Below are 20588 nucleotides of genomic sequence, written 5' to 3' on the forward strand. Positions count from 1 at the left end.
TACTGGACCAGATCAAGCCCGCTCCCACAGTGGAATTTCGAGGTTTCACGCCTTGCGCCAAAAGAAAACCGCAAAAAAAACGGCCCGCCTCCAAAAGGAAGCGGGCCGTTTTCATATTCGGCGAAAGATCAGAGCATCAGCTCATCCCCATCACTGGTTCAGACGGAAATCCTTCTCGGCCGCGGCAAAGCGCTGAAGCATGCCGGCGGTCGGTGCGCCCATTTTGCTGACGAAATAGATCGCCAGGCTGGCGAAGATGAAACCAGGGATGATTTCGTACAGGCCCAGCAGTTCGAAGTGTTTCCAGACGATCACGGTGATCGCCCCGACCAGGATGCCGGCCAGTGCGCCGTTGCGGGTCATGTCTTTCCAGATCACGGAGATCAGGACGACAGGACCGAACGCGGCACCGAAACCAGCCCAGGCGTAGCTGACCAGACCCAGAACACGGTTTTCCGGGTTAGCCGCCAGAGCGATGGCGATCAGGGCAACCAGCAGCACCATGGCACGGCCGACCCAGACCAGCTCCATTTGGGAAGCGGTTTTACGCAGGAAGGTTTTATAGAAGTCTTCGGTCAGGGCGCTCGAGCACACCAGCAGTTGGCAGCTCAGGGTACTCATTACCGCCGCCAGAATGGCCGACAGCAACACACCGGCAACCCATGGGTTGAACAGGATTTTCGCCAGTTCGATGAACACACGTTCGTGGTTTTCGGTCACAGGACCGGCCAGTTCAGGGTGCGCCGAGAAGTAAGCGATACCGAAGAAACCTACAGCGACGGTGCCACCCAGGCACAGGATCATCCAGGCCATGGAAATGCGACGTGCCTTGGCAATCGACTTGACCGAATCCGCCGCCATGAAACGCGCGAGGATGTGCGGCTGGCCGAAGTAGCCCAGGCCCCAGCCCATCAGCGAGATGATGCCGATGAAGGTGGTGTTTTTCAGCATGTCGAAGTTGCTGGCGTCTTGCGCTTCGATGGCCAGGAACGTGGTGTCGACGCCACCGGTGGCCAGCAGCACGATGATCGGCGTCAGCAACAGGGCGAAGATCATCAGCGTGGCTTGTACGGTGTCAGTCCAGCTCACTGCCAGGAAACCACCGACGAAGGTGTAGGCAATTGTCGCCGCAGCACCGGCCCACAGCGCCGTCTCGTAGGACATGCCGAAGGTGCTTTCGAACAGACGGGCGCCGGCCACGATGCCGGAAGCGCAGTAAATGGTGAAGAACACCAGGATCACGACCGCGGAGATGATCCGCAGCAGGCCGCTTTTGTCTTCAAAACGGCTGGAGAAGTAGTCCGGCAGGGTCAGTGCATCGCCGTTGTGCTCAGTCTGCACGCGCAGACGGCCGGCGACGAACAGCCAGTTCAGGTAAGCACCGATGATCAGGCCGATGGCGATCCAGCTTTCGGAAAGACCGGACATGTAGATAGCGCCCGGCAGGCCCATCAACAACCAGCCGCTCATATCGGAAGCACCGGCGGAGAGAGCAGTCACGACGCTGCCCAGGCTACGACCGCCCAGAATGTAGTCAGAAAGGTTGTTGGTGGAGCGATAGGCCATGAAGCCGATCAGCACCATTGCTGCGATGTAGATCACGAACGTGATCAGGGTTGGATTGCTTACGCTCATTGAGTTACGCCCTGGCATTGTTTTTATGTAGCGGCGGCTAGTGAACCGCTCGCAAACGACGACGTTTGACAGACGATTCCGGATCCCGCGCATTTATGACTGATGTTTCCCCAGGAAAGCCATCAGCCGGCACACCGATCTTTTTGACCGGTTGCACCTTGGCCGCGAATGCTATTCAACAAAGCAAATAAGGTGCAACCAGTTTCGTGCGAATAAGTTGCACCTAGTCGGATTTTCCTGAAAAGGGTCGGTTTTTGCTCCTTTTTAGGGCGTTTTCCGGGTTGCGCTAGAAGCAAAAGCACCAAGCAGCCGCGGGAGGGATGTACCAGAATTAATTTCCTGACGAGCTGCTTATTATTCCGACAAAAAAAGGGTTGCACCCGGTTGCACCTCGACCGACGCACAGCTAATCTTGCCGCCAGCTGATGCCACGCGGTCGTGGCAAACATGAGGATAAAAATATGGCTACCACCACTCTTGGGGTCAAACTTGACGACCCGACCCGCGAACGCCTCAAGGCCGCCGCGACCTCGATTGATCGCACGCCGCACTGGCTGATCAAGCAGGCAATTTTCAATTACCTGGAAAAACTCGAGGGTGGTGCAACCCTGTCCGAGCTGAACGGTTTGAACGGCAAGGAAGTTGACGAAGCGGGCGAGATCCACGTCGATCACGCGCATCAGTGCTTCCTGGAGTTTGCTGAAAGCATCCTGCCGCAATCGGTGCTGCGCGCTTCTATCACTGCCGCCTACCGTCGCCCGGAACCTGAAGTGGTGCCGATGCTGATCGAGCAGGCACGCCTGCCGGCCCCGATGGCCGAAGCCACCAACAAGCTCGCCGCCTCGATTGCCGAGAAACTGCGCAATCAGAAAAGCGCCGGCGGCCGTGCCGGGATTGTTCAGGGCCTGTTGCAGGAATTTTCCCTGTCGTCCCAGGAAGGCGTGGCACTGATGTGCCTGGCCGAAGCGCTGCTGCGTATTCCGGACAAAGGCACCCGTGACGCGCTGATCCGCGACAAGATCAGCACCGGCAACTGGCAGCCGCACTTGGGCAACAGCCCGTCGCTGTTCGTCAACGCCGCCACGTGGGGCTTGCTGCTGACCGGCAAACTGGTCGCCACCCACAACGAAGCCGGCCTGACTTCGTCCCTGAGCCGCATCATCGGCAAGAGCGGTGAGCCGATGATCCGCAAGGGCGTCGACATGGCCATGCGCCTGATGGGCGAGCAGTTCGTCACCGGCGAAACCATCGCCGAAGCCCTGGCCAACGCCAGCAAGTTCGAAGCCAAGGGCTTCCGCTATTCCTACGACATGCTGGGTGAAGCCGCACTCACCGAACATGACGCCCAGAAGTACCTGGCCTCGTACGAACAAGCCATCCACTCGATCGGCAAAGCGTCCCACGGTCGTGGGATTTATGAAGGCCCGGGCATTTCGATCAAGCTGTCCGCCTTGCACCCGCGTTACAGCCGCGCCCAGTACGAGCGCGTGATGGAAGAGCTGTACCCGCGCCTGCTGTCGCTGACTCTGTTGGCCAAGCAATATGACATCGGCCTGAACATCGACGCCGAAGAAGCCGATCGCCTCGAGCTGTCGCTGGATCTGCTGGAGCGTCTGTGCTTCGAGCCGCAACTGACCGGCTGGAACGGCATCGGTTTCGTGATCCAGGCGTACCAGAAGCGTTGCCCGTACGTGATCGACTACGTGATTGACCTGGCTCGCCGCAGCCGTCATCGCCTGATGATCCGCTTGGTGAAAGGCGCGTACTGGGACAGCGAAATCAAGCGCGCCCAGGTCGAAGGCCTGGAAGGCTATCCGGTCTACACCCGCAAGGTGTACACCGACGTTTCCTACATCGCGTGTGCCCGCAAGTTGCTGTCGGTACCGGAAGTCATTTATCCGCAGTTCGCCACGCACAACGCCCACACCTTGTCGGCCATCTACCACATCGCCGGTCAGAACTATTACCCCGGTCAGTACGAGTTCCAGTGCCTGCACGGCATGGGCGAACCGCTGTACGAACAGGTTGTAGGCAAAGTCTCCGAAGGCAAGCTGAACCGTCCGTGCCGCGTGTACGCACCGGTTGGCACGCACGAAACACTGCTGGCGTACCTGGTACGTCGTCTGCTGGAAAATGGCGCGAACACCTCGTTCGTCAACCGTATCGCCGACCAGTCCATTTCGATTCAGGAGCTGGTGGCCGATCCAGTGGCCAGCATCGAGCAGATGGCGACGCTGGAAGGCGGCTTCGGCCTGCCGCACCCGCGTATCCCGCTGCCACGTGATCTTTATGGTGCCGAGCGCGCCAACTCCAGCGGCATCGACATGGCCAACGAACATCGTTTGGCTTCCCTGTCGTGCGCCCTGCTGGCCACCGCTCACAACCACTGGAAAGCGGCGCCGATGCTCGGCTGTGCGTCCAGCACTGAAACCCCGGCACCGGTCCTGAACCCGTCCGATCTGCGTGACGTGGTTGGCCATGTGCAGGAAGCCACCGTCGAAGACGTCGACAACGCGATCCAGTGCGCCCTGAAAGCTGCACCGATCTGGCAGGCGACCCCGCCGGCCGAACGCGCCGCGATTCTGGAACGTGCCGCCGATTTGATGGAAGGCGAGATCCAGCCATTGATGGGCCTGTTGGCTCGCGAAGCCGGCAAGACCTTCGCCAACGCCATCGCCGAAGTGCGTGAAGCCGTGGACTTCCTGCGTTATTACGCGGTGCAGGCGCGCAACGATTTCACCAACGATGCCCACCGCCCATTGGGCCCGGTGGTCTGCATCAGCCCGTGGAACTTCCCGCTGGCCATCTTCAGTGGTCAGGTTGCTGCTGCCCTGGCCGCCGGTAACCCGGTACTGGCCAAACCAGCCGAACAAACCCCTCTGGTGGCCGCTCAAGCCGTGCGTTTGCTGATCGAAGCCGGGATTCCGGAAGGCGTGCTGCAACTGTTGCCCGGCCGTGGCGAAACCGTCGGCGCCGGTCTGGTCGGCGACGATCGGGTCAAAGGCGTGATGTTCACCGGTTCCACCGAAGTCGCTCGCTTGCTGCAACGCAACATCGCCGGTCGCCTGGATGCTCAGGGTCGTCCGATTCCACTGATCGCCGAAACCGGCGGCCAGAACGCGATGATCGTCGACTCCTCGGCGCTGACCGAACAAGTGGTCATTGACGTAGTGTCGTCGGCTTTCGACAGTGCCGGTCAACGTTGCTCGGCGCTACGGGTACTGTGCCTGCAAGAAGATTCCGCCGACCGTGTCATCGAAATGCTCAAGGGTGCCATGGCGGAATGCCGTCTCGGTAATCCGGAGCGCCTGTCCGTGGACATTGGCCCGGTGATCGACGCCGAAGCCAAGGCTGGCATCGAGAAGCACATCCAGGCCATGCGCGACAAAGGTCGCAATGTGTATCAGGTGGCAATCGCCAACAGCGAAGAAGTCAAACGCGGCACCTTCGTGATGCCGACCCTGATCGAACTGGAAAGCTTCGACGAGCTGCAACGGGAGATCTTCGGCCCGGTACTGCACGTGGTTCGCTACAAGCGCAAAGAGATCGATCAACTGATCGGCCAGATCAACGCTTCCGGCTATGGTCTGACCCTGGGCGTGCACACTCGCATCGACGAGACCATCGCCAAGGTGATCGACAACGTCAACGCGGGTAACGTTTATGTGAACCGCAACATCGTCGGCGCTGTGGTCGGCGTGCAACCGTTCGGCGGTGAAGGCCTGTCGGGTACTGGCCCGAAAGCCGGTGGTCCGCTGTACCTGTACCGCTTGCTGTCGACACGTCCTACCGATGCGATCGAACAATCCTTCGCTCGCGGCGACGCTATCGCTGCACCGGACGTCCGTCTGCGCGATGCCATGAGCAAACCGCTGACTGCGCTGAAAGCCTGGGCCGACAGCAACAAGTTCGCTGACTTGAGCACTCTGTGCGTACAGTTCGCGGCGCAATCGCAAAGCGGGATCACCCGTGTACTGGCTGGCCCGACCGGCGAGCGCAACAGCTACGCCATCCTGCCGCGCGAACACGTGCTGTGCCTGGCGGACGTCGAAGGCGATTTGCTGAGCCAACTGGCTGCGGTATTGGCCGTGGGCGGCTCGGCGGTGTGGCCGGACGCTGAACCGGGCAAGGCACTGTTCGCACGTCTGCCGAAAGAAATCCAGGCGCGGATCAAGCGGGTGGCCGACTGGACCAAGGACGAAGTGGTGATTGATGCGGTTCTGCATCATGGCCATTCCGACCAGTTGCGTGCGGTCTGCCAGCAAGTGGCCAAGCGTGCTGGCGCGATTGTTGGGGTTCATGGTTTGTCGCAGGGCGAGACCAACATTGCGTTGGAACGTCTGGTGATCGAGCGTGCATTGAGCGTTAACACCGCTGCGGCGGGTGGTAACGCCAGTTTGATGACTATCGGCTAAACCGCTATACCGCCGGACGCCCGCAATAGGCGCCCGGCATGCAATATCCCCTGTGGGAGCGGGCTTGCTCGCGAAGGCGGTGTGTCAGTCAACATTAATGTTGAATGATCAACCGCNCTTCGCGAGCAAGCCCGCTCCCACATTTGATTAGCGTTGCCCGCACCCCACCATCACGCTCATCAATCATCCTGTTCAGCCCGCCCTCCCCACGCCTAGACTCGGTCCATTCCAAACAAAGGTAGGCCGCCATGTCCGAGACGCTGCTCAGTTCCCGTAATCTGGCTTTCGAGCTGTATGAAGTCCTTGATGCCGAGGGCCTGACCCAGCGTGAGCGGTTCGCCGAACACAATCGCGAGACCTTCGATGCGGCCATCGGCACCGCCCGCAGCATCGCCGAGAAGTTCTTCGCCCCGCACAACCGCAAGGGCGACGAGAACGAACCGCGCTATGAGGATGGTCAGGCGATTCTGATTCCGGAAGTGAAACCGGCGGTGGATGCCTTCCTTGAAGCCGGTTTCCTCAATGCCGCGCGCAGTTTCGATGCCGGCGGCATGCAACTTCCTACGCTGCTGTCGCAAGCGTGCTTTGCACACTTTCAGTCAGCCAACGCGGCGTCGACCTCCTACCCGTTCCTGACCATGGGCGCGGCGAACCTGATTGAAAGCTTCGGCACCGATGAGCAGAAGCAGCGCTTCCTGCAACCGATGATCGACGGCCGCTTCTTTGGCACCATGGCCCTCACCGAGCCACATGCCGGCTCGTCGCTGTCCGATATTCGTACCCGCGCCGAGCCTGCGTCCGACGGGACGTATCGCCTGAAGGGCAACAAGATTTTCATCTCCGGCGGCGATCACCCGCTGTCGGAAAACATCGTGCACATGGTGCTGGCCAAACTGCCGGATGCACCGGCCGGGGTGAAGGGCATTTCGCTGTTTATCGTGCCCAAGTTTCTGGTCAACGATGATGGCAGCCTCGGTCAACGCAACGACGTGTTGCTGGCCGGGTTGTTCCACAAGATGGGCTGGCGCGGCACTACGTCCACCGCGCTGAACTTCGGCGACAACGGCGAGTGTGTCGGTTATCTGGTGGGCAAGCCGCACCATGGTTTGAGCTATATGTTCCAGATGATGAACGAGGCGCGGATTGGCGTCGGCATGGGTGCGGTGATGCTGGGTTATGCCGGTTACCTGTATTCGCTGGAATACGCCCGCGAGCGTCCGCAAGGGCGGGTGCCGGATAGCAAGGATCCGAGCACCGCACCGGTGGCGATCATTCAGCATGCCGACGTCAAACGTATGCTGCTGACCCAGAAGGCTTATGTAGAAGGCGCGTTCGATCTCGGGTTGTACGCGGCGCGACTGTTCGACGACACCACGACCCTTGAGAGCGAAGCCGAGCGCAAACAGGCTCATGAGCTGCTGGATTTGCTGACACCGATCGTCAAATCCTGGCCGTCGGAGTTTTGCTTGAAGGCCAACGAACTGGCGATCCAGATTCTCGGCGGCCACGGTTACACCCGTGAGTACCCGGTGGAGCAGTACTACCGCGACAACCGCTTGAACCCGATCCATGAAGGGACTCACGGCATTCAGTCGCTGGACTTGCTGGGGCGCAAACTGGCGCAGAACGGGGGCGCGGGGCTCAAGCAATTGATCCGTCTGATTGCCGACACCGCCGAGCGAGCGCAAGCGTATGAATCGCTGACGCCGCTGCGTGAACCGCTGGAAAAACTGGTGGCACGCCTGCAAACCGTGACCATCGGCCTGCTGACCGATCTGGCTCAAGGCAAGGTCAATAGCAGCCTGGCGAACTCGGCGCTGTACCTCAAAGTGTTCGGGCACACGGTGATTGGCTGGCGCTGGCTGGAACAGACGATTCGCGCAGAGGAAGGGTTGGCCAAAGGGAACTCGGCGGACTTGAGCTTCTATAAAGGCAAGCTGCAGGCGGCGCGGTATTTCCTGACGTGGGAAGTGCCGGGTTGCCACCATGAGCTGGCGATTCTTGAGGCTCGGGATGATACGTGTATGACGATGCGGGATGAGTGGTTCTGACCCGCTGACATCGATCGTTCCCACGCTCCGCGTGGGAATGCCTCAGGGGACGCTCCGCGTTCCAATGGGACGCGGAGCGTCCCGGGCTGCATTCCCACGCGGAGCGTGGGAACGATCGGTTGTCAGCTCAACCGAAACCCACCCATCTGCCGCGCCAAATCATCCGCCAACCGCTGCAACATCTGACAGTCTTCCCGACAAGCCCTCACTTCCCCCGCCGTCGCTCGAGCCAAATCAGAAATCCCCTGCACATTCCGGTTGATCTCTTCGGTCACCGCCGACTGCTCTTCCGTCGCCGTCGCCACCTGATGGTTCATGTCGCTGATGCGTTCGACCTGCCCGGTGATCGCCGTCAACGACGCCCCGGTGCGCTGACTCGACTGAACGCCGGTGCCGGTCGCCGCTTGCCCGGCGTGCATGGAAGACACCGCATTCTCTGCGCCCTGCTTGAGGCTGCCGATCATCTGCTGGATCTCGTCGGTGGACGACTGAGTCCGCCGCGCCAGAGTCCGCACTTCATCGGCCACCACGGCAAACCCGCGCCCCATGTCCCCGGCCCGCGCCGCTTCGATGGCCGCGTTGAGCGCCAGCAAATTGGTCTGCTCGGAAATCCCGCGAATCACCGCCAACACCTGATCGATGGACGCCACCTGATGGGCCAACTCGCCCACCGCTCCGGCGGCGATGCCAATCTCATCGGACATGCTTTCGATATGCCGAATCGACCCGCCCACCACTTCCCGCGCTTGCAGCGATTCATCCCGCGCGGTTTGCGAAGCGACCGCCGCGCTGCCTGCGTTCTGCGCGATTTCTTGCACGGTCAGGCCCATCTCGTGGACGGCGGTGGCGACCATGTCGGTCATTTCCTGCTGACGGCCTGAGCGTTCGGCCGTGTTGTCCACCACCCGTGCCACTTGGCCGACCGCCGTGCGCAAACGCTCACTGGTGGCCAGGACTTCACCGATCATGTCGCGCTGACTTTCCAGGAACCGATTGAAACCGCGAGCGAGGTCACCCAGTTCATCGGCGCGGCTGGAATCTAACCTGTGGGTCAAATCTCCACCACCGCTACCGATGGCTACCAGCGCCGCTGTTACCTGACGAATCGGTCGCACCAATCCACGGGTCAGCAACACCACCAGCAACAGGCAAACCAGCGCCACCGCCAGACCGATGCCGCTGCTCATCCACATCGCGCGACGGGCTTCGGCATAGATTTGCGACTGCGGCACTTCGGCCACCAGGGTCCAGCCCAGATCACGCAGCGGCAGGCTCAATGCCAGAAAATCCTCGCCATCGCGGACAAAACTGCTAGTGGCGGACGTGGTGGAGGTAGAGGGCTGCCCCATGACCGCTTGCGCCGCCGGCTCGCCAATCTGCTCCGCCAGCGTGCGTTTGCCGCTGAACTGCGTCTCGGGGTGAATCTGGATCAAACCGTCAGAACGCACGAGATAGACCTTGCCGCGCTCACCGAAGTTGAAATTCTGGATCAACTCCGACAGCTCTTTCATGCTCAGGCCCAGCCCGGCGACACCCACGACTTTGCCGGCTTGCTCGACCGTGAAGTCAATGAACAGGGCCAATTCGCCGGTGGCGGTGTCATTGTCGATATTGAGGGTGCGCGGCTGATTGCTGTCGAGAAAGGAATAAAACCAGGCGTCGCCGGGATTGGAGCGGCTGAGCGTCCGGTCCAGGCCTTTTTCCGTGAAGTAATGGCTTGAAGCCGCACCTATGATCACAGCGGTAAAGGCTTTGTGCTCGGCGCGGATGCCTTCCAGATACTTCACGAATGTGTCGGTCTGGGCATTGTTTTCGCCCCCGGCCAACCAGTCGCGCACCATGCTGTTACTGGCGATGTCCTTGGCGGCGGTGAGGGGTTGAACGAGGATTCGTTCGATGTCGTTGCGCATCGCCTCGATGCTCGACGGCAGCGCCTGCTCGACCAGATAGCGCTGGGCGAGGCGGTTGACCACGAGGGTATAAACGCCAACCACGATCAGAATACTGACCAGCAGGGCGGTGCCCATGCTCAGGATCAACTGCCATTGAATACTGCGTCGCCAGAACTGCATGGAGCACCCCCAAAGAATAAGAGGCTGAAACACTGCAACAGCCATGCCGATTGTATACAACACAAACGACAATTTATTCCTTGGTTGTGCGCAAAGCTGATCAGGCCTGATTGATCGTCTTGGCGATCACTTCAACCGTGGCGCTGACTTGCTCTTGGTAACGGTCGAGTTCCTGCTGGTGACGCTTTTGCATTTCGATCTGCTGCGAGCACAGATTCATCGCCGCCAGCACCAGCAAGCGGTCACCGATCAGCGCCGGGTATTTCTTTTTAGTCTCGGCCAGAGCGGCCTTCAACATTAATGCGGCGTCCAGCAAGGTCTGCTCTTCCCCGGCCGGCGCCTTGATCGAATAGTCCTCACCCAGAATCGAGACAACTTTTACCCCCGCGGCGCCGTAACTCATGCGCTAACAGGGCCGGCGCTGACGCGCTCAACCAAGGCCTGGATACGGGCGGCGGTGGCGCCTTGTTTCTCTTCCTGCTCCATCAGGCTCAGTTGCAGGCTTTCGTTTTCATCCTTGACCTGGGCCAGTTCTGCACTCAGGGATTGATTGGTGCCGAGCAGGGTCTGGTTCTGCTGCACCAGGTCGCTGACCAGTTGTTCCAATTGGCTTAGGGATGCTTCCAACATTTTGATTTTCCGGGCATTTTCAAAGGGCGCGTACGATAAAGAAAAGTCACCACAGATGCCAGGGTTATGCAGGCGCAAGGCCTTGATTTTCCTGGTGGGCGACCTTCCTCGCGAGTTTTAAAGACTGTGATTGGCGGATCTGGTTCCTGCACTTCGTCGCCGCGGCCCTTCTGCGATAAAAGCGCGCAGCGCCTCAAGACTTTAGTCGTATGACCGATAAGTCATGCATGCAACAGTCTCAGCCTCGCACAGATGTGCTTTTTCGGTGAACACCATGTCCTTACGAAATATGAATATCGCACCGCGGGCGTTCCTCGGTTTTGCCTTGATTGGCAGCTTGATGCTGGTTCTGGGGGTGTTCGCACTGAACCAGATGAGCAAGATTCGCGGCGCCGCCGAGGAAATCACCTCGAACAGCGTACCGAGCATTAAAAGCCTCGACGAGTTCACTCAGCTAACCCTGCGTCTGCGCGTCCTGTCTTACCGTCTGTTGGTGAACCGCGAACCGGACGTCCAGCAGAAAACCATGGACCTGCTGGAAACCCGTAACCAACAGATCCGAGCGGCTCAAGCCGTCTACGAAAAACTGATCGCCAGCCCGCAGGAACGTGCGGCCTATGATCAGTATGTGCAGTTGCTGGGGCAGTATCGCCAGATCGAAGACCGGATGAAGAGCCTGTCGCGCAACAATCAGGTCGAAGAACTGCGCACGCTGCTCAATACCGATTTGCTGACTAACTCCGAAGCAATCAACACCGTGCTCAACCGTTTGCTGGAGATCAACACTCAGCAAACCATCGACACCAACCAGCAAGCCGCCGACCAATACTCCTCGGCCTTCAACCTGACGGTGACCCTGCTGGTCATCGCCACCGGCCTGACTCTGCTGTTCGCTTGGCTGCTGACTAATAGCATCACCAAACCTATCGCCAACGCCCTGAGCGCCGCCGAAGAAATCGCCGAAGGCAACCTCACGCGCCCGATCACCGTCGACGGTGAAGACGAAGCCGGTCGCCTGTTGGCCGCCATGGCGAAGATGCAGGACAAACTGCGCGACACCCTGCAACGGATTTCCGGTTCGGCGACGCAACTGGCGTCCGCCGCGGAAGAACTCAACAGCGTCACCGACGAAAGCGCCCGTGGCCTGACCCAGCAGAACAACGAAATCGAACAAGCCGCCACCGCGGTCAACGAAATGACCAGCGCAGTGGAAGAAGTCGCCCGCAATGCCGTGAGCACCTCCGAAGCCTCGAAGAACGCCACCACTTCGGCGGGTGACGGTCGTGACCTGGTGCAGGAAACCGTCAGTGCCATCGAGCGCATGAGCACCGACGTACAGAGCACCGCCACCCTGATCGGTGATCTGGCCAACGAGTCGCGAGACATCGGCAAAGTGCTGGACGTGATTCGCGGCCTGGCTGATCAGACCAACCTGCTGGCGCTGAACGCAGCCATCGAAGCCGCCCGTGCCGGTGAAGCCGGTCGTGGTTTCGCAGTCGTTGCCGACGAAGTGCGTGCCCTGGCCCATCGCACCCAGCAGTCGACCAGCGAAATCGAACGCATGATCGGCAGCATCCAGAGCGGCACCGAACACGCCGTGAATTCGATGCGCAACAGCACCGAACGCGCCGAGTCGACCTTGAATATCGCTCGCGGTGCCGGCCTGTCGCTGGACACCATCAACAGCGCCATCGTCGAAATCAACGAGCGCAACCTGGTGATCGCCAGCGCGGCGGAAGAACAGGCGCAAGTGGCCCGTGAAGTGGACCGCAATCTGGTGAATATTCGTGACCTGTCGGTGCAATCGGCCACGGGTGCCAATCAGACGAGCGCGGCCAGCAACGAGCTGTCACGTTTGGCGCTGGACCTGAACAACATGGTTGGGCGGTTTAGCCTGTAACAGCTACACCACCTCTGTGGCGAGGGAGCTTGCTCCCGCTCGGCTACGCAGCAGTCGCATCGGCCCCACGCATTGAACCTGATGCAACGCAGCGTCGGTTTGGGGTCGCTACGCGACCCAGCGGGAGCAAGCTCCCTCGCCACAGTGGTCCAGTTCGAGCGGGTATACATCGTTAAAAGCTTTTTGACAGCATCACATTTCAACAGGTTAGAATCGCTGGCACGCAGACTGCATGGTCAGTTTGTGCCCGCCTTTAGCTTTCTGGAGTACTGCCTTTGAATGCGACGACCATCAACAGCCTGTTCTTGATCGGCGCGTTGCTGGTAGGTGCGAGCATTCTTGTGAGCTCACTTTCCTCGCGTCTCGGTATCCCGATTCTCGTGATCATCCTCGCGGTGGGCATGGCGGCCGGCGTCGACGGTGCCGGCATTATGTTCGATAACTACCCTACCGCTTATCTGGTCGGCAACCTCGCCCTGGCAGTCATCCTGCTCGACGGCGGCTTGCGCACCCGGGTGGCGAGTTTTCGCGTGGCGTTATGGCCGGCGCTGTCGCTGGCCACGGTCGGGGTGTTGATCACCACCGGGCTGACCGGGATGGCGGCGGCGTGGTTGTTCGACCTCAACATGATTCAAGGCCTGCTGATCGGCGCCATTGTCGGCTCCACTGACGCCGCGGCCGTGTTCTCGCTGCTGGGCGGCAAGGGCCTGAACGAACGGGTAAGCGCGAGCCTGGAGATCGAATCCGGCAGCAACGATCCGATGGCGGTGTTCCTCACCGTGACCCTGATCGACATGCTCGCCAGCGGCGAGACCGGCCTGCACTGGAATCTGCTGGTGCATTTGGTGCGCGAGTTCGGCATCGGCGGTGTGATCGGTCTCGGTGGGGGTTGGCTACTGCTGCAACTGGTCAACCGTATCAACCTGGCCACCGGCCTTTATCCGATTCTGGTGATTGCTGGCGGTCTGGTGGTGTTTGCCTTGACCAACGCCCTGCACGGCAGCGGCTTTTTGGCGGTGTATCTGTGCGGCCTGGTGATCGGCAACCGCCCGGTGCGCAGTCGCCACGGTATTTTGCACATGCTCGACGGCATGGCCTGGCTGGCCCAGATCGGCATGTTCCTGGTGCTGGGGCTGTTGGTTACGCCCCATGACCTGCTGCCGATTGCTTTGCCGGCGTTGGGCCTGGCGCTGTGGATGATTCTGTTTGCCCGTCCGCTGTCGGTGCTGGTCGGCCTGTTGCCGTTCAAGGCGTTCCATGGGCGGGAAAAGGCATTCATTTCCTGGGTTGGCCTGCGCGGCGCAGTACCGATCATTCTGGCGGTGTTCCCGCTGATGGCGGGGCTACCCAATGCTCAGCTCTACTTCAATCTGGCGTTCTTTATCGTCCTGGTGTCGCTGCTGGTGCAAGGCACAAGCCTGCCGTGGGTTGCCAAGCTTTTGAAAGTGACCGTCCCGCCGGAGCCCTTGCCCATCTCCCGATCGGCGCTGGAAGTGCATGTCACCAGTGAGTGGGAGTTGTTCGTGTATCGCCTCGGCGCCGAGAAATGGTGCATTGGATCCCCTCTTCGCGAGCTGAAAATGCCCGAAGGCACCCGTATCGCGGCCCTGTTTCGTGGTCAACAACTGCTCCATCCGTCGGGTAGTACGGTGCTCGAAGTCGATGATTTGCTCTGCGTAATTGGCCATGAACACAACCTTCCGGCCCTCGGAAAACTCTTCAGTCAGGCTCCGCAACGGGGGCTGGATTTGCGCTTCTTCGGCGACTTCGTACTCGAAGGAGACGCCCAGCTGGGCGCGGTTGCTGCCCTGTACGGGTTGAAAGTCGAAGGCATCGATCCGAACATGTCCCTGGGCCACTTCATTGCCCAGAAAGTGGGCGGTGCACCCGTAGTGGGTGACCAGGTGGAATGGAACAACACCCTTTGGACCGTTGCTGTCATGGAAGGGAACAAGATTGGTAAGGTAGGCGTCAGATTCCCCGAAGGAAGTCGCCCGGGTCCCGGCTTGTTCCTCTAAACTCCACTCTTCGTCTAGTTTTCGATCGGTCTTTATGTCAACCCTGCGCACTTTTTTCATCATGGCCCTGCTGGGCTTGAGTCTTTCGATCAACACACTGCAAGCCGCCGAACCGCCCTCCAGCGCAGCCGTGCAGGCGAGCCTGGACAAGATCGCCGACCGCAAACTGCCTGAAGCCGATCAGAAAGCGCTGCAGAGCGTTTTGCAAGGCACGTTGACGCAACTCACCAACAAGCGTGATTACGAGCAAAAGCTGGTTGATCTCAAGCAGCAGCTAGCTAGCGCGCCAAAGCAGAACATCGAGAACCAGCGTGAACTGACTCGCCTCAAGGCCAGCAATGTAGTGCCGGTGGCACAACGCTATACCAAAGAGACCATTCAGCAGCTTGAGCAGTTGTTGACCGAACGCTCGACGCAACAAAGCGATCTGCAAAAGGCACTGGCCGAGGCCAACAGTCTGGTGATTACTGCCCAGACCCGCCCCGAGCGTGCCCAGGCCGAAATTTCCGCCAGCCAGACGCGCATCCAGCAGATCAACAACATCCTCAAGCTCGGCAAGGACAGCGGCAAGACCTTGACCCCTGAGCAACGCGATCAGCTCAACGCTGAACTCGCGGCACTGAACGCCTTGATCCCGTTGCGTCGACAGGAACTGGCCGGTAACAGTCAGCTGCAGGATTTGGGTAATAGCCAGCATGATCTGCTGTCGGAAAAATCCGATCGCCTGGAACGAGAAATCCAGGAGCTGCAAACCCTGATCAACCAGAAACGCCTGGCCCAATCGCAAGAAACAGTGACCCAGCAGTCCATCGAAGCGCAGAAGGCTGGCGGCAGCAGCCTGCTGGCTACCGAAAGCGCGGCCAACCTGAAACTCTCCGACTACCTGCTTAAAAGCACCGACCGCCTCAACGAAGTCACCCAACAGAACCTGCAGACCAAACAGCAACTGGACAGCGTGACCCAGAGCGATTCGGCGCTGGACGAACAGATCAACGTGCTCAAGGGCAGCCTGCTGCTCTCCAAGATTCTCTACAAACAGAAACAGACCCTGCCGCGCCTCAAGCTCGACCGCGATCTGGCCGACCAGATCGCCGACATTCGCCTGTATCAGTTCGAAGTCAGCCAGCAACGGGAACTGCTGAGCAACCCGACAACCTATGTCGATAACCTGCTGGCAACTCAACCGCCTGAGCAAGTCACCCCGCAACTGCGCAAGAGCCTGCTGGAACTGGCCACCACCCGCGCAGACCTTCTGGAGCGTTTGAATCGCGAACTGAGCGCGGTGCTCAACGAATCCATCACGCTGCAACTCAACCAGAAACAACTGCTCAGCACCGCGCAAAGCCTGAGGGCTACGCTGGACGAGCAAATGTTCTGGATTCCCAGCAACAAGCCGCTGGATCTTGAGTGGATGCACGGCGTGCCGGAACGCCTGCAACGCCAGGTCACCACCCTGCCGTGGGCCTCGAGCCTGAGCGAACTGACCGATGGCCTGACGCAGCGGCCGCTGTTGTTCCTGCCGCTGGCCTTTCTGATCGGGGCACTGCTGTGGCGCCGCAAAAATCTCTATGCCCGCCTGAACAAAGTTCACCTGGACATCGGCCATTTCAAGCGCGACAGCCAGTGGCACACTCCGCAAGCGATTCTGATCAACATCCTGCTGGCGATGCCCGTCGCCTTGGGTTTGGCCTTGTGCGGCCTGGCTTTGCAAATCGACGCCCGCGGGCAGAACGCCAATATGGGCGCGGCGCTGCTGCAGATGGCCCAGGCCTGGCTGGTGTTCTATACCGCCTACCGCATCCTCGCGCCGGGCGGCGTCGCCGAATTGCATTTCCGCTGGGAAAAACCTCAGGTCGAATTCCTTCAAGGCTGGATTCGCCGACTCGGCTTGGTAGTGATGGCCCTGGTGGCGGTGGTGGCGGTCGCCGAGTTGCAACCAGCGATACTGGCCGATGACGTGCTCGGCATGCCGGTGGTGTTGACCTGCTATGCCTTGATGGCCTGGTTGCTCAGCCGCCTGCTGGTCAGCAGCCCGACCCACCAGAACGCATCGCTGTTCCGCAAGGCCTTGGGAATCCTGTTTACCGCCCTGCCAATCGCATTGTTCGTCGCCGTGTGCTTTGGCTACTACTACACCGCGCTGAAACTCAGCGACCGGCTGATCAACACGCTTTACCTGCTGATGTTCTGGCTGGTGATCGAAGCGACCTTCGTGCGCGGCCTCAGCGTTGCGGCACGGCGCCTGGCCTATCAACGCGCACTGGCCAAGCGTCAGGCCGCGAAAGAGGCTGGCGACGGCGAAGCGGTGATCGAAGAGCCGACCCTGGACATCGAGAAGGTCAACGAGCAGTCCCTGCGACTGATCCGTCTGGCCCTGCTCGGCGGCTTCATCGCCGCGCTGTACTGGGTCTGGTCGGACCTGATTTCAGTGTTCTCGTACCTGGACAACATCACCCTCTACGAATACACCAGCGGCACCGGTGCCAACATGAGCATGGTGCCGATCAGCATCGGCGACATGCTCGGCGCGTTGATCATCATCGGTATCACCTTTGCACTGGCGCGCAACTTGCCCGGTTTGCTGGAAGTGTTCGTGCTGTCGAAGCTGAACCTGGCCCAGGGCAGTTCCTACGCCACGACCACGCTGTTGTCCTATGTGATCGCCGGCATCGGTTTCGTCTCGACCTTGTCCACACTCGGTGTGAGCTGGGACAAGTTGCAATGGCTGGTGGCGGCGCTGTCGGTCGGTCTCGGTTTCGGGATGCAGGAGATCTTCGCCAACTTCATCTCCGGCATCATGATCCTGTTCGAACGCCCGGTGCGGATCGGCGACACCATCACCATCGGCAACCTGTCGGGCACGGTGAGCAAGATCCGCATCCGCGCCACGACCATCACCGACTTCGACCGCAAGGACATCATCGTCCCGAACAAGACGTTCATCACCGGGCAACTGATCAACTGGTCCCTGACCGACACCATCACCCGGGTAACCCTCAAGCTCGGTGTCGACTACGGCTCGGACCTGGATCTGGTGAAAGAGCTGCTGCTCAAGGCCGCCCGGGACAACCCGCGCGTACTGAAGGACCCGGAACCTCACGTGTACTTCCTGAACTTCGGCGAAAGCACCCTCGACCACGAGTTGCGCATGCATGTACGCGATCTTGGCGACCGCAACCCGGTACTTGATGAGGTCAACCGCTTTATCAATCGCGAGTTCAAGAAGCAGAAGATCAACATCTCGTTCCGGCAAATGGAGGTCTACCTCAAGAACCTTCACGGCCAGGAGTACAAGATGGTGCCGGTCGAACCGGAAACCAAAACCATCGTGCCGCTGCCCGATGGCAAATCGCGCCGAGAGCCTCCGCCGGTCGAACTCGACTAAGCGCTCTATCCCTAGCAGAATGCTCGGACATTCTGCTGGAGATGGCCGTTGAAAGCCCTCGACGAACTGACCTTCAACAATCGCTTCGCCCGCCTGGGCGACGCGTTCTCAACCCATGTGCTGCCCGAACCCATCGCCGCTCCGCGACTGGTGGTCGCCAGCCCTGCTGCAATGGCGTTGCTGGACCTGGACCCGACCGTGGCCGAGACGCCGGTGTTCGCCGAGCTGTTCGGCGGTCACAGGCTCTGGGCCGAGGCCGAGCCGCGGGCGATGGTCTATTCCGGGCATCAGTTCGGTTCTTACAACCCACAGTTGGGCGACGGTCGCGGCCTGTTACTGGGCGAGGTCTATAACGAAGCTGGTGAGCATTGGGACCTGCACCTCAAGGGCGCCGGTCAGACGCCTTACTCACGCATGGGCGATGGACGGGCGGTGCTGCGTTCGTCGATCCGCGAGTTTCTCGCTTCCGAAGCCCTGCATGCCCTGAACATTCCCACCACTCGCGCGCTGTGCGTGATCGGCTCCGATACGCCGGTCTGGCGCGAGAAACAGGAACGTGCGGCCATGGTCTTGCGCCTGTCGCCGAGTCATGTGCGCTTCGGGCATTTCGAATTCTTCTATTACACCAAGCGCCCCGAGCAGCAGAAAGAACTCGGCGAGCACGTGCTGGCCATGCACTTCCCGCACTGCCTGGAGCAGCCGGAACCATATCTGGCGATGTTCCGCGAAATCGTCGAGCGCAACGCCGAGCTGATCGCCAAATGGCAGGCCTATGGGTTCTGCCACGGAGTGATGAACACCGACAACATGTCGATCCTGGGCATCACCTTCGACTTCGGCCCGTTCGCCTTCCTTGACGACTTCGACGCCCACTTCATCTGCAACCACTCCGATGACCAGGGCCGCTACTCCTTCAGCAACCAGGTGCCGATCGGCCAGTGGAACCTCAGCGCCCTCGCCCAGGCCCTGACGCCGTTCATCAGCGTCGACGCCCTGCGCGAAACCCTCGGCCTGTATCTGCCGCTATTCCAGGCCCACTACCTGGACCTGATGCGCCGCCGCCTCGGTCTCACCACTGCCGAAGATGACGATCAGAAACTGCTGGAGCACCTGCTGCAACTGATGCAGAACAGCGGCGTCGATTACAGCCTGTTCTTCCGCCGCCTGGGGGATGAGTCCCCCGAACTGGCCGTCGCCCGTTTGCGCGATGACTTCGTCGACATCAAGGGCTTCGATGCGTGGGGTGCGCTCTACGTTGCCCGGGTTGCCCGTGAAGGCGTGGTTGACCAGCAACAGCGCCGCAAACGAATGCATGCGGTCAATCCGCTGTACATCCTGCGCAACTATCTGGCGCAGAAAGCCATCGATGCAGCGGAAAGTGGCGACTATGCAGAAGTTCGTCGTTTGCACGCGGTATTGAGCAATCCGTTCGAGGAACAGCCTGGAATGGAGAGCTATGCCGAACGGCCGCCGGAGTGGGGCAAGCATCTGGAGATCAGTTGTTCGTCGTGAGACTGAACAACACTGAACATTCAGACTGGTATTGGCCGGCGCTCATGGTCATAGGCTTCGATATGGTCGCCTATGATCTCCTCCAGGTTTTCCAACGGATGTAATTCATCACCGCCCATCATTGCTAGCAACTCATACCGCGACTCAGCCAGCAGGTTGTATTCAGCTTCCGATTCAGGTCGTTTTAATAGCCAGGCTACAGATGGTCAGTGTTCGACGGCTTGCTTAACGATATCGCTCATTATTGCTCCCTATTAGTGGTGCTTCGGTCTTGCTGCGTGAAATAGGGTTCAAGACTAAGAGTTGAACCGCTCTCAGCCAATCAGTCGGGGACACCAGCACTCGTAGGGTGTATCTCTAAACAAGGAAGGTTATTGCCTACAAACTTCTGCCTTGATAAACATCATTTCCGACTCCAGATCAGTGCCATAGATTGCCTACTCATCCGGAACCCGATCATGACTGACCCACTCCTTATTCCCTGCCCCCACTGTAACGGCCTCAACCGCATCCCCGCCGAGCGGCTCAACGACCATCCCAAATGCGGCCGCTGCAAGGCCGAGGTTCTGCTGAACAAGCCGTTCGAATTGAAGCAAGGCGATTACGCCAGTCAGATCAAGGGCGACCTGCCGTTGCTGGTGGATGTGTGGGCGGACTGGTGCGGGCCGTGCAAGTCGTTTGCGCCGGTGTTCGAGCAGGCGGCGGGGCAATTGGCGGGCAAGTGTCGGCTGGCCAAACTGGACAGTGAGGCGAATCAGCAATTGTCGGCGCAGTTGGGGATTCGCTCGATTCCGAGCCTGATTCTGTTCAAGAACGGGCGGGAAGTGGCTCGCCAGAGCGGGGCCTTTCCGTTACCGCAGTTGATGAGCTGGTTGCGCAGTCAGGGGATTTGAAAACTACACGAGGCCAAATAATGAAATGGCTACCCCCGCCGCCCCCTGCGATCGCCCACTAAGCTTTCGCAGGGGGC

At 59.9% G+C, this 20588-nt stretch carries 10 protein-coding genes and 3 pseudogenes; 8 read left to right on the forward strand and 5 right to left on the reverse strand.

Annotated features, from left to right (window positions below; all coding sequences use genetic code 11):
- Positions 1 to 150: 150 nt before the first annotated feature.
- Positions 151 to 1635, reverse strand: a complete 1485-nt coding sequence (gene putP / locus IC37_RS27780; protein WP_030129880.1) for a sodium/proline symporter PutP — start codon at positions 1633 to 1635, stop codon at positions 151 to 153.
- Between the two features lie 461 nt (positions 1636 to 2096).
- Between putP and putA the strand changes: the two genes are divergently transcribed.
- Both putA and IC37_RS27790 read left to right on the forward strand, forming a co-directional pair.
- On the forward strand, positions 2097 to 6050 hold the full coding sequence (putA, locus tag IC37_RS27785; RefSeq protein ID WP_030129879.1) for a trifunctional transcriptional regulator/proline dehydrogenase/L-glutamate gamma-semialdehyde dehydrogenase: 3954 nt from the start codon (positions 2097 to 2099) through the stop codon (positions 6048 to 6050).
- 248 nt (positions 6051 to 6298) lie between these two features.
- The gene (locus IC37_RS27790; protein ID WP_030129878.1) at positions 6299 to 8101 is read left to right on the forward strand and encodes an acyl-CoA dehydrogenase; all 1803 of its coding nucleotides are present in this window, start codon (positions 6299 to 6301) and stop codon (positions 8099 to 8101) included.
- Positions 8102 to 8223: 122 nt separating this feature from the next.
- Here IC37_RS27790 and IC37_RS31095 read toward each other — a convergent pair whose 3' ends face one another.
- The 4 genes and pseudogenes from IC37_RS31095 to IC37_RS27805 form a co-directional block, all read right to left on the reverse strand.
- Positions 8224 to 9069, reverse strand: coding sequence for a methyl-accepting chemotaxis protein (locus IC37_RS31095; protein WP_371916353.1), 846 nt, complete (start codon positions 9067 to 9069; stop codon positions 8224 to 8226).
- Positions 9070 to 9090: 21 nt separating this feature from the next.
- Positions 9091 to 10218, reverse strand: a pseudogene (locus IC37_RS31100) (cache domain-containing protein); the annotation flags it as partial.
- Positions 10219 to 10273: 55 nt separating this feature from the next.
- Positions 10274 to 10576 carry a cell division protein ZapA gene (locus tag IC37_RS27800; protein ID WP_007936757.1) on the reverse strand — a complete coding sequence of 101 codons (303 nt, stop codon included), beginning with the start codon at positions 10574 to 10576 and terminating at the stop codon, positions 10274 to 10276.
- Complete coding sequence (locus IC37_RS27805; RefSeq protein ID WP_007903194.1) at positions 10573 to 10803, reverse strand: hypothetical protein; 231 nt, start codon at positions 10801 to 10803, stop codon at positions 10573 to 10575. Before IC37_RS27805 ends, IC37_RS27800 begins: the two co-directional genes overlap by 4 nt.
- Before the next feature lie 340 nt (positions 10804 to 11143).
- Here IC37_RS27805 and IC37_RS31105 point away from each other — a divergent pair.
- From IC37_RS31105 to trxC, 6 genes and pseudogenes are all read left to right on the forward strand, one after another.
- Positions 11144 to 11800, forward strand: a pseudogene (locus tag IC37_RS31105) (MCP four helix bundle domain-containing protein); the annotation flags it as partial.
- A 303-nt stretch (positions 11801 to 12103) separates the two neighbouring features.
- Positions 12104 to 12703, forward strand: a pseudogene (locus tag IC37_RS31110) (methyl-accepting chemotaxis protein); the annotation flags it as partial.
- A gap of 275 nt (positions 12704 to 12978) precedes the next feature.
- Complete coding sequence (locus IC37_RS27815) at positions 12979 to 14721, forward strand: potassium/proton antiporter (protein WP_030129875.1); 1743 nt, start codon at positions 12979 to 12981, stop codon at positions 14719 to 14721.
- A 34-nt stretch (positions 14722 to 14755) separates the two neighbouring features.
- Complete coding sequence (gene mscK / locus IC37_RS27820; RefSeq protein ID WP_030129874.1) at positions 14756 to 18106, forward strand: mechanosensitive channel MscK; 3351 nt, start codon at positions 14756 to 14758, stop codon at positions 18104 to 18106.
- Positions 18107 to 18154: 48 nt separating this feature from the next.
- On the forward strand, positions 18155 to 19618 hold the full coding sequence (gene selO / locus IC37_RS27825) for a protein adenylyltransferase SelO (RefSeq protein WP_030129873.1): 1464 nt from the start codon (positions 18155 to 18157) through the stop codon (positions 19616 to 19618).
- A 458-nt stretch (positions 19619 to 20076) separates the two neighbouring features.
- Entirely contained in the window at positions 20077 to 20511 is a 435-nt protein-coding gene (gene trxC, locus IC37_RS27835; RefSeq protein ID WP_030129872.1) for a thioredoxin TrxC, read from the forward strand.
- Positions 20512 to 20588 lie beyond the last annotated feature (77 nt).

The organism is Pseudomonas sp. QTF5 (assembly GCF_000512695.2).
Classification (GTDB): domain Bacteria; phylum Pseudomonadota; class Gammaproteobacteria; order Pseudomonadales; family Pseudomonadaceae; genus Aquipseudomonas.

Bases quoted from the DNA above. Each gene is read 5' to 3' on its own strand.
- putP (WP_030129880.1), bottom strand. From the start codon at position 1,635: ATGAGCGTAAGCAATCCAACCCTGATCACGTTCGTGATCTACATCGCA.
- putA (WP_030129879.1), top strand. From the start codon at position 2,097: ATGGCTACCACCACTCTTGGGGTCAAACTTGACGACCCGACCCGCGAA.
- IC37_RS27790 (WP_030129878.1), top strand. From the start codon at position 6,299: ATGTCCGAGACGCTGCTCAGTTCCCGTAATCTGGCTTTCGAGCTGTAT.
- IC37_RS31095 (WP_371916353.1), bottom strand. From the start codon at position 9,069: ATGATCGGTGAAGTCCTGGCCACCAGTGAGCGTTTGCGCACGGCGGTC.
- IC37_RS27800 (WP_007936757.1), bottom strand. From the start codon at position 10,576: ATGAGTTACGGCGCCGCGGGGGTAAAAGTTGTCTCGATTCTGGGTGAG.
- IC37_RS27805 (WP_007903194.1), bottom strand. From the start codon at position 10,803: ATGTTGGAAGCATCCCTAAGCCAATTGGAACAACTGGTCAGCGACCTG.
- mscK (WP_030129874.1), top strand. From the start codon at position 14,756: ATGTCAACCCTGCGCACTTTTTTCATCATGGCCCTGCTGGGCTTGAGT.
- trxC (WP_030129872.1), top strand. From the start codon at position 20,077: ATGACTGACCCACTCCTTATTCCCTGCCCCCACTGTAACGGCCTCAAC.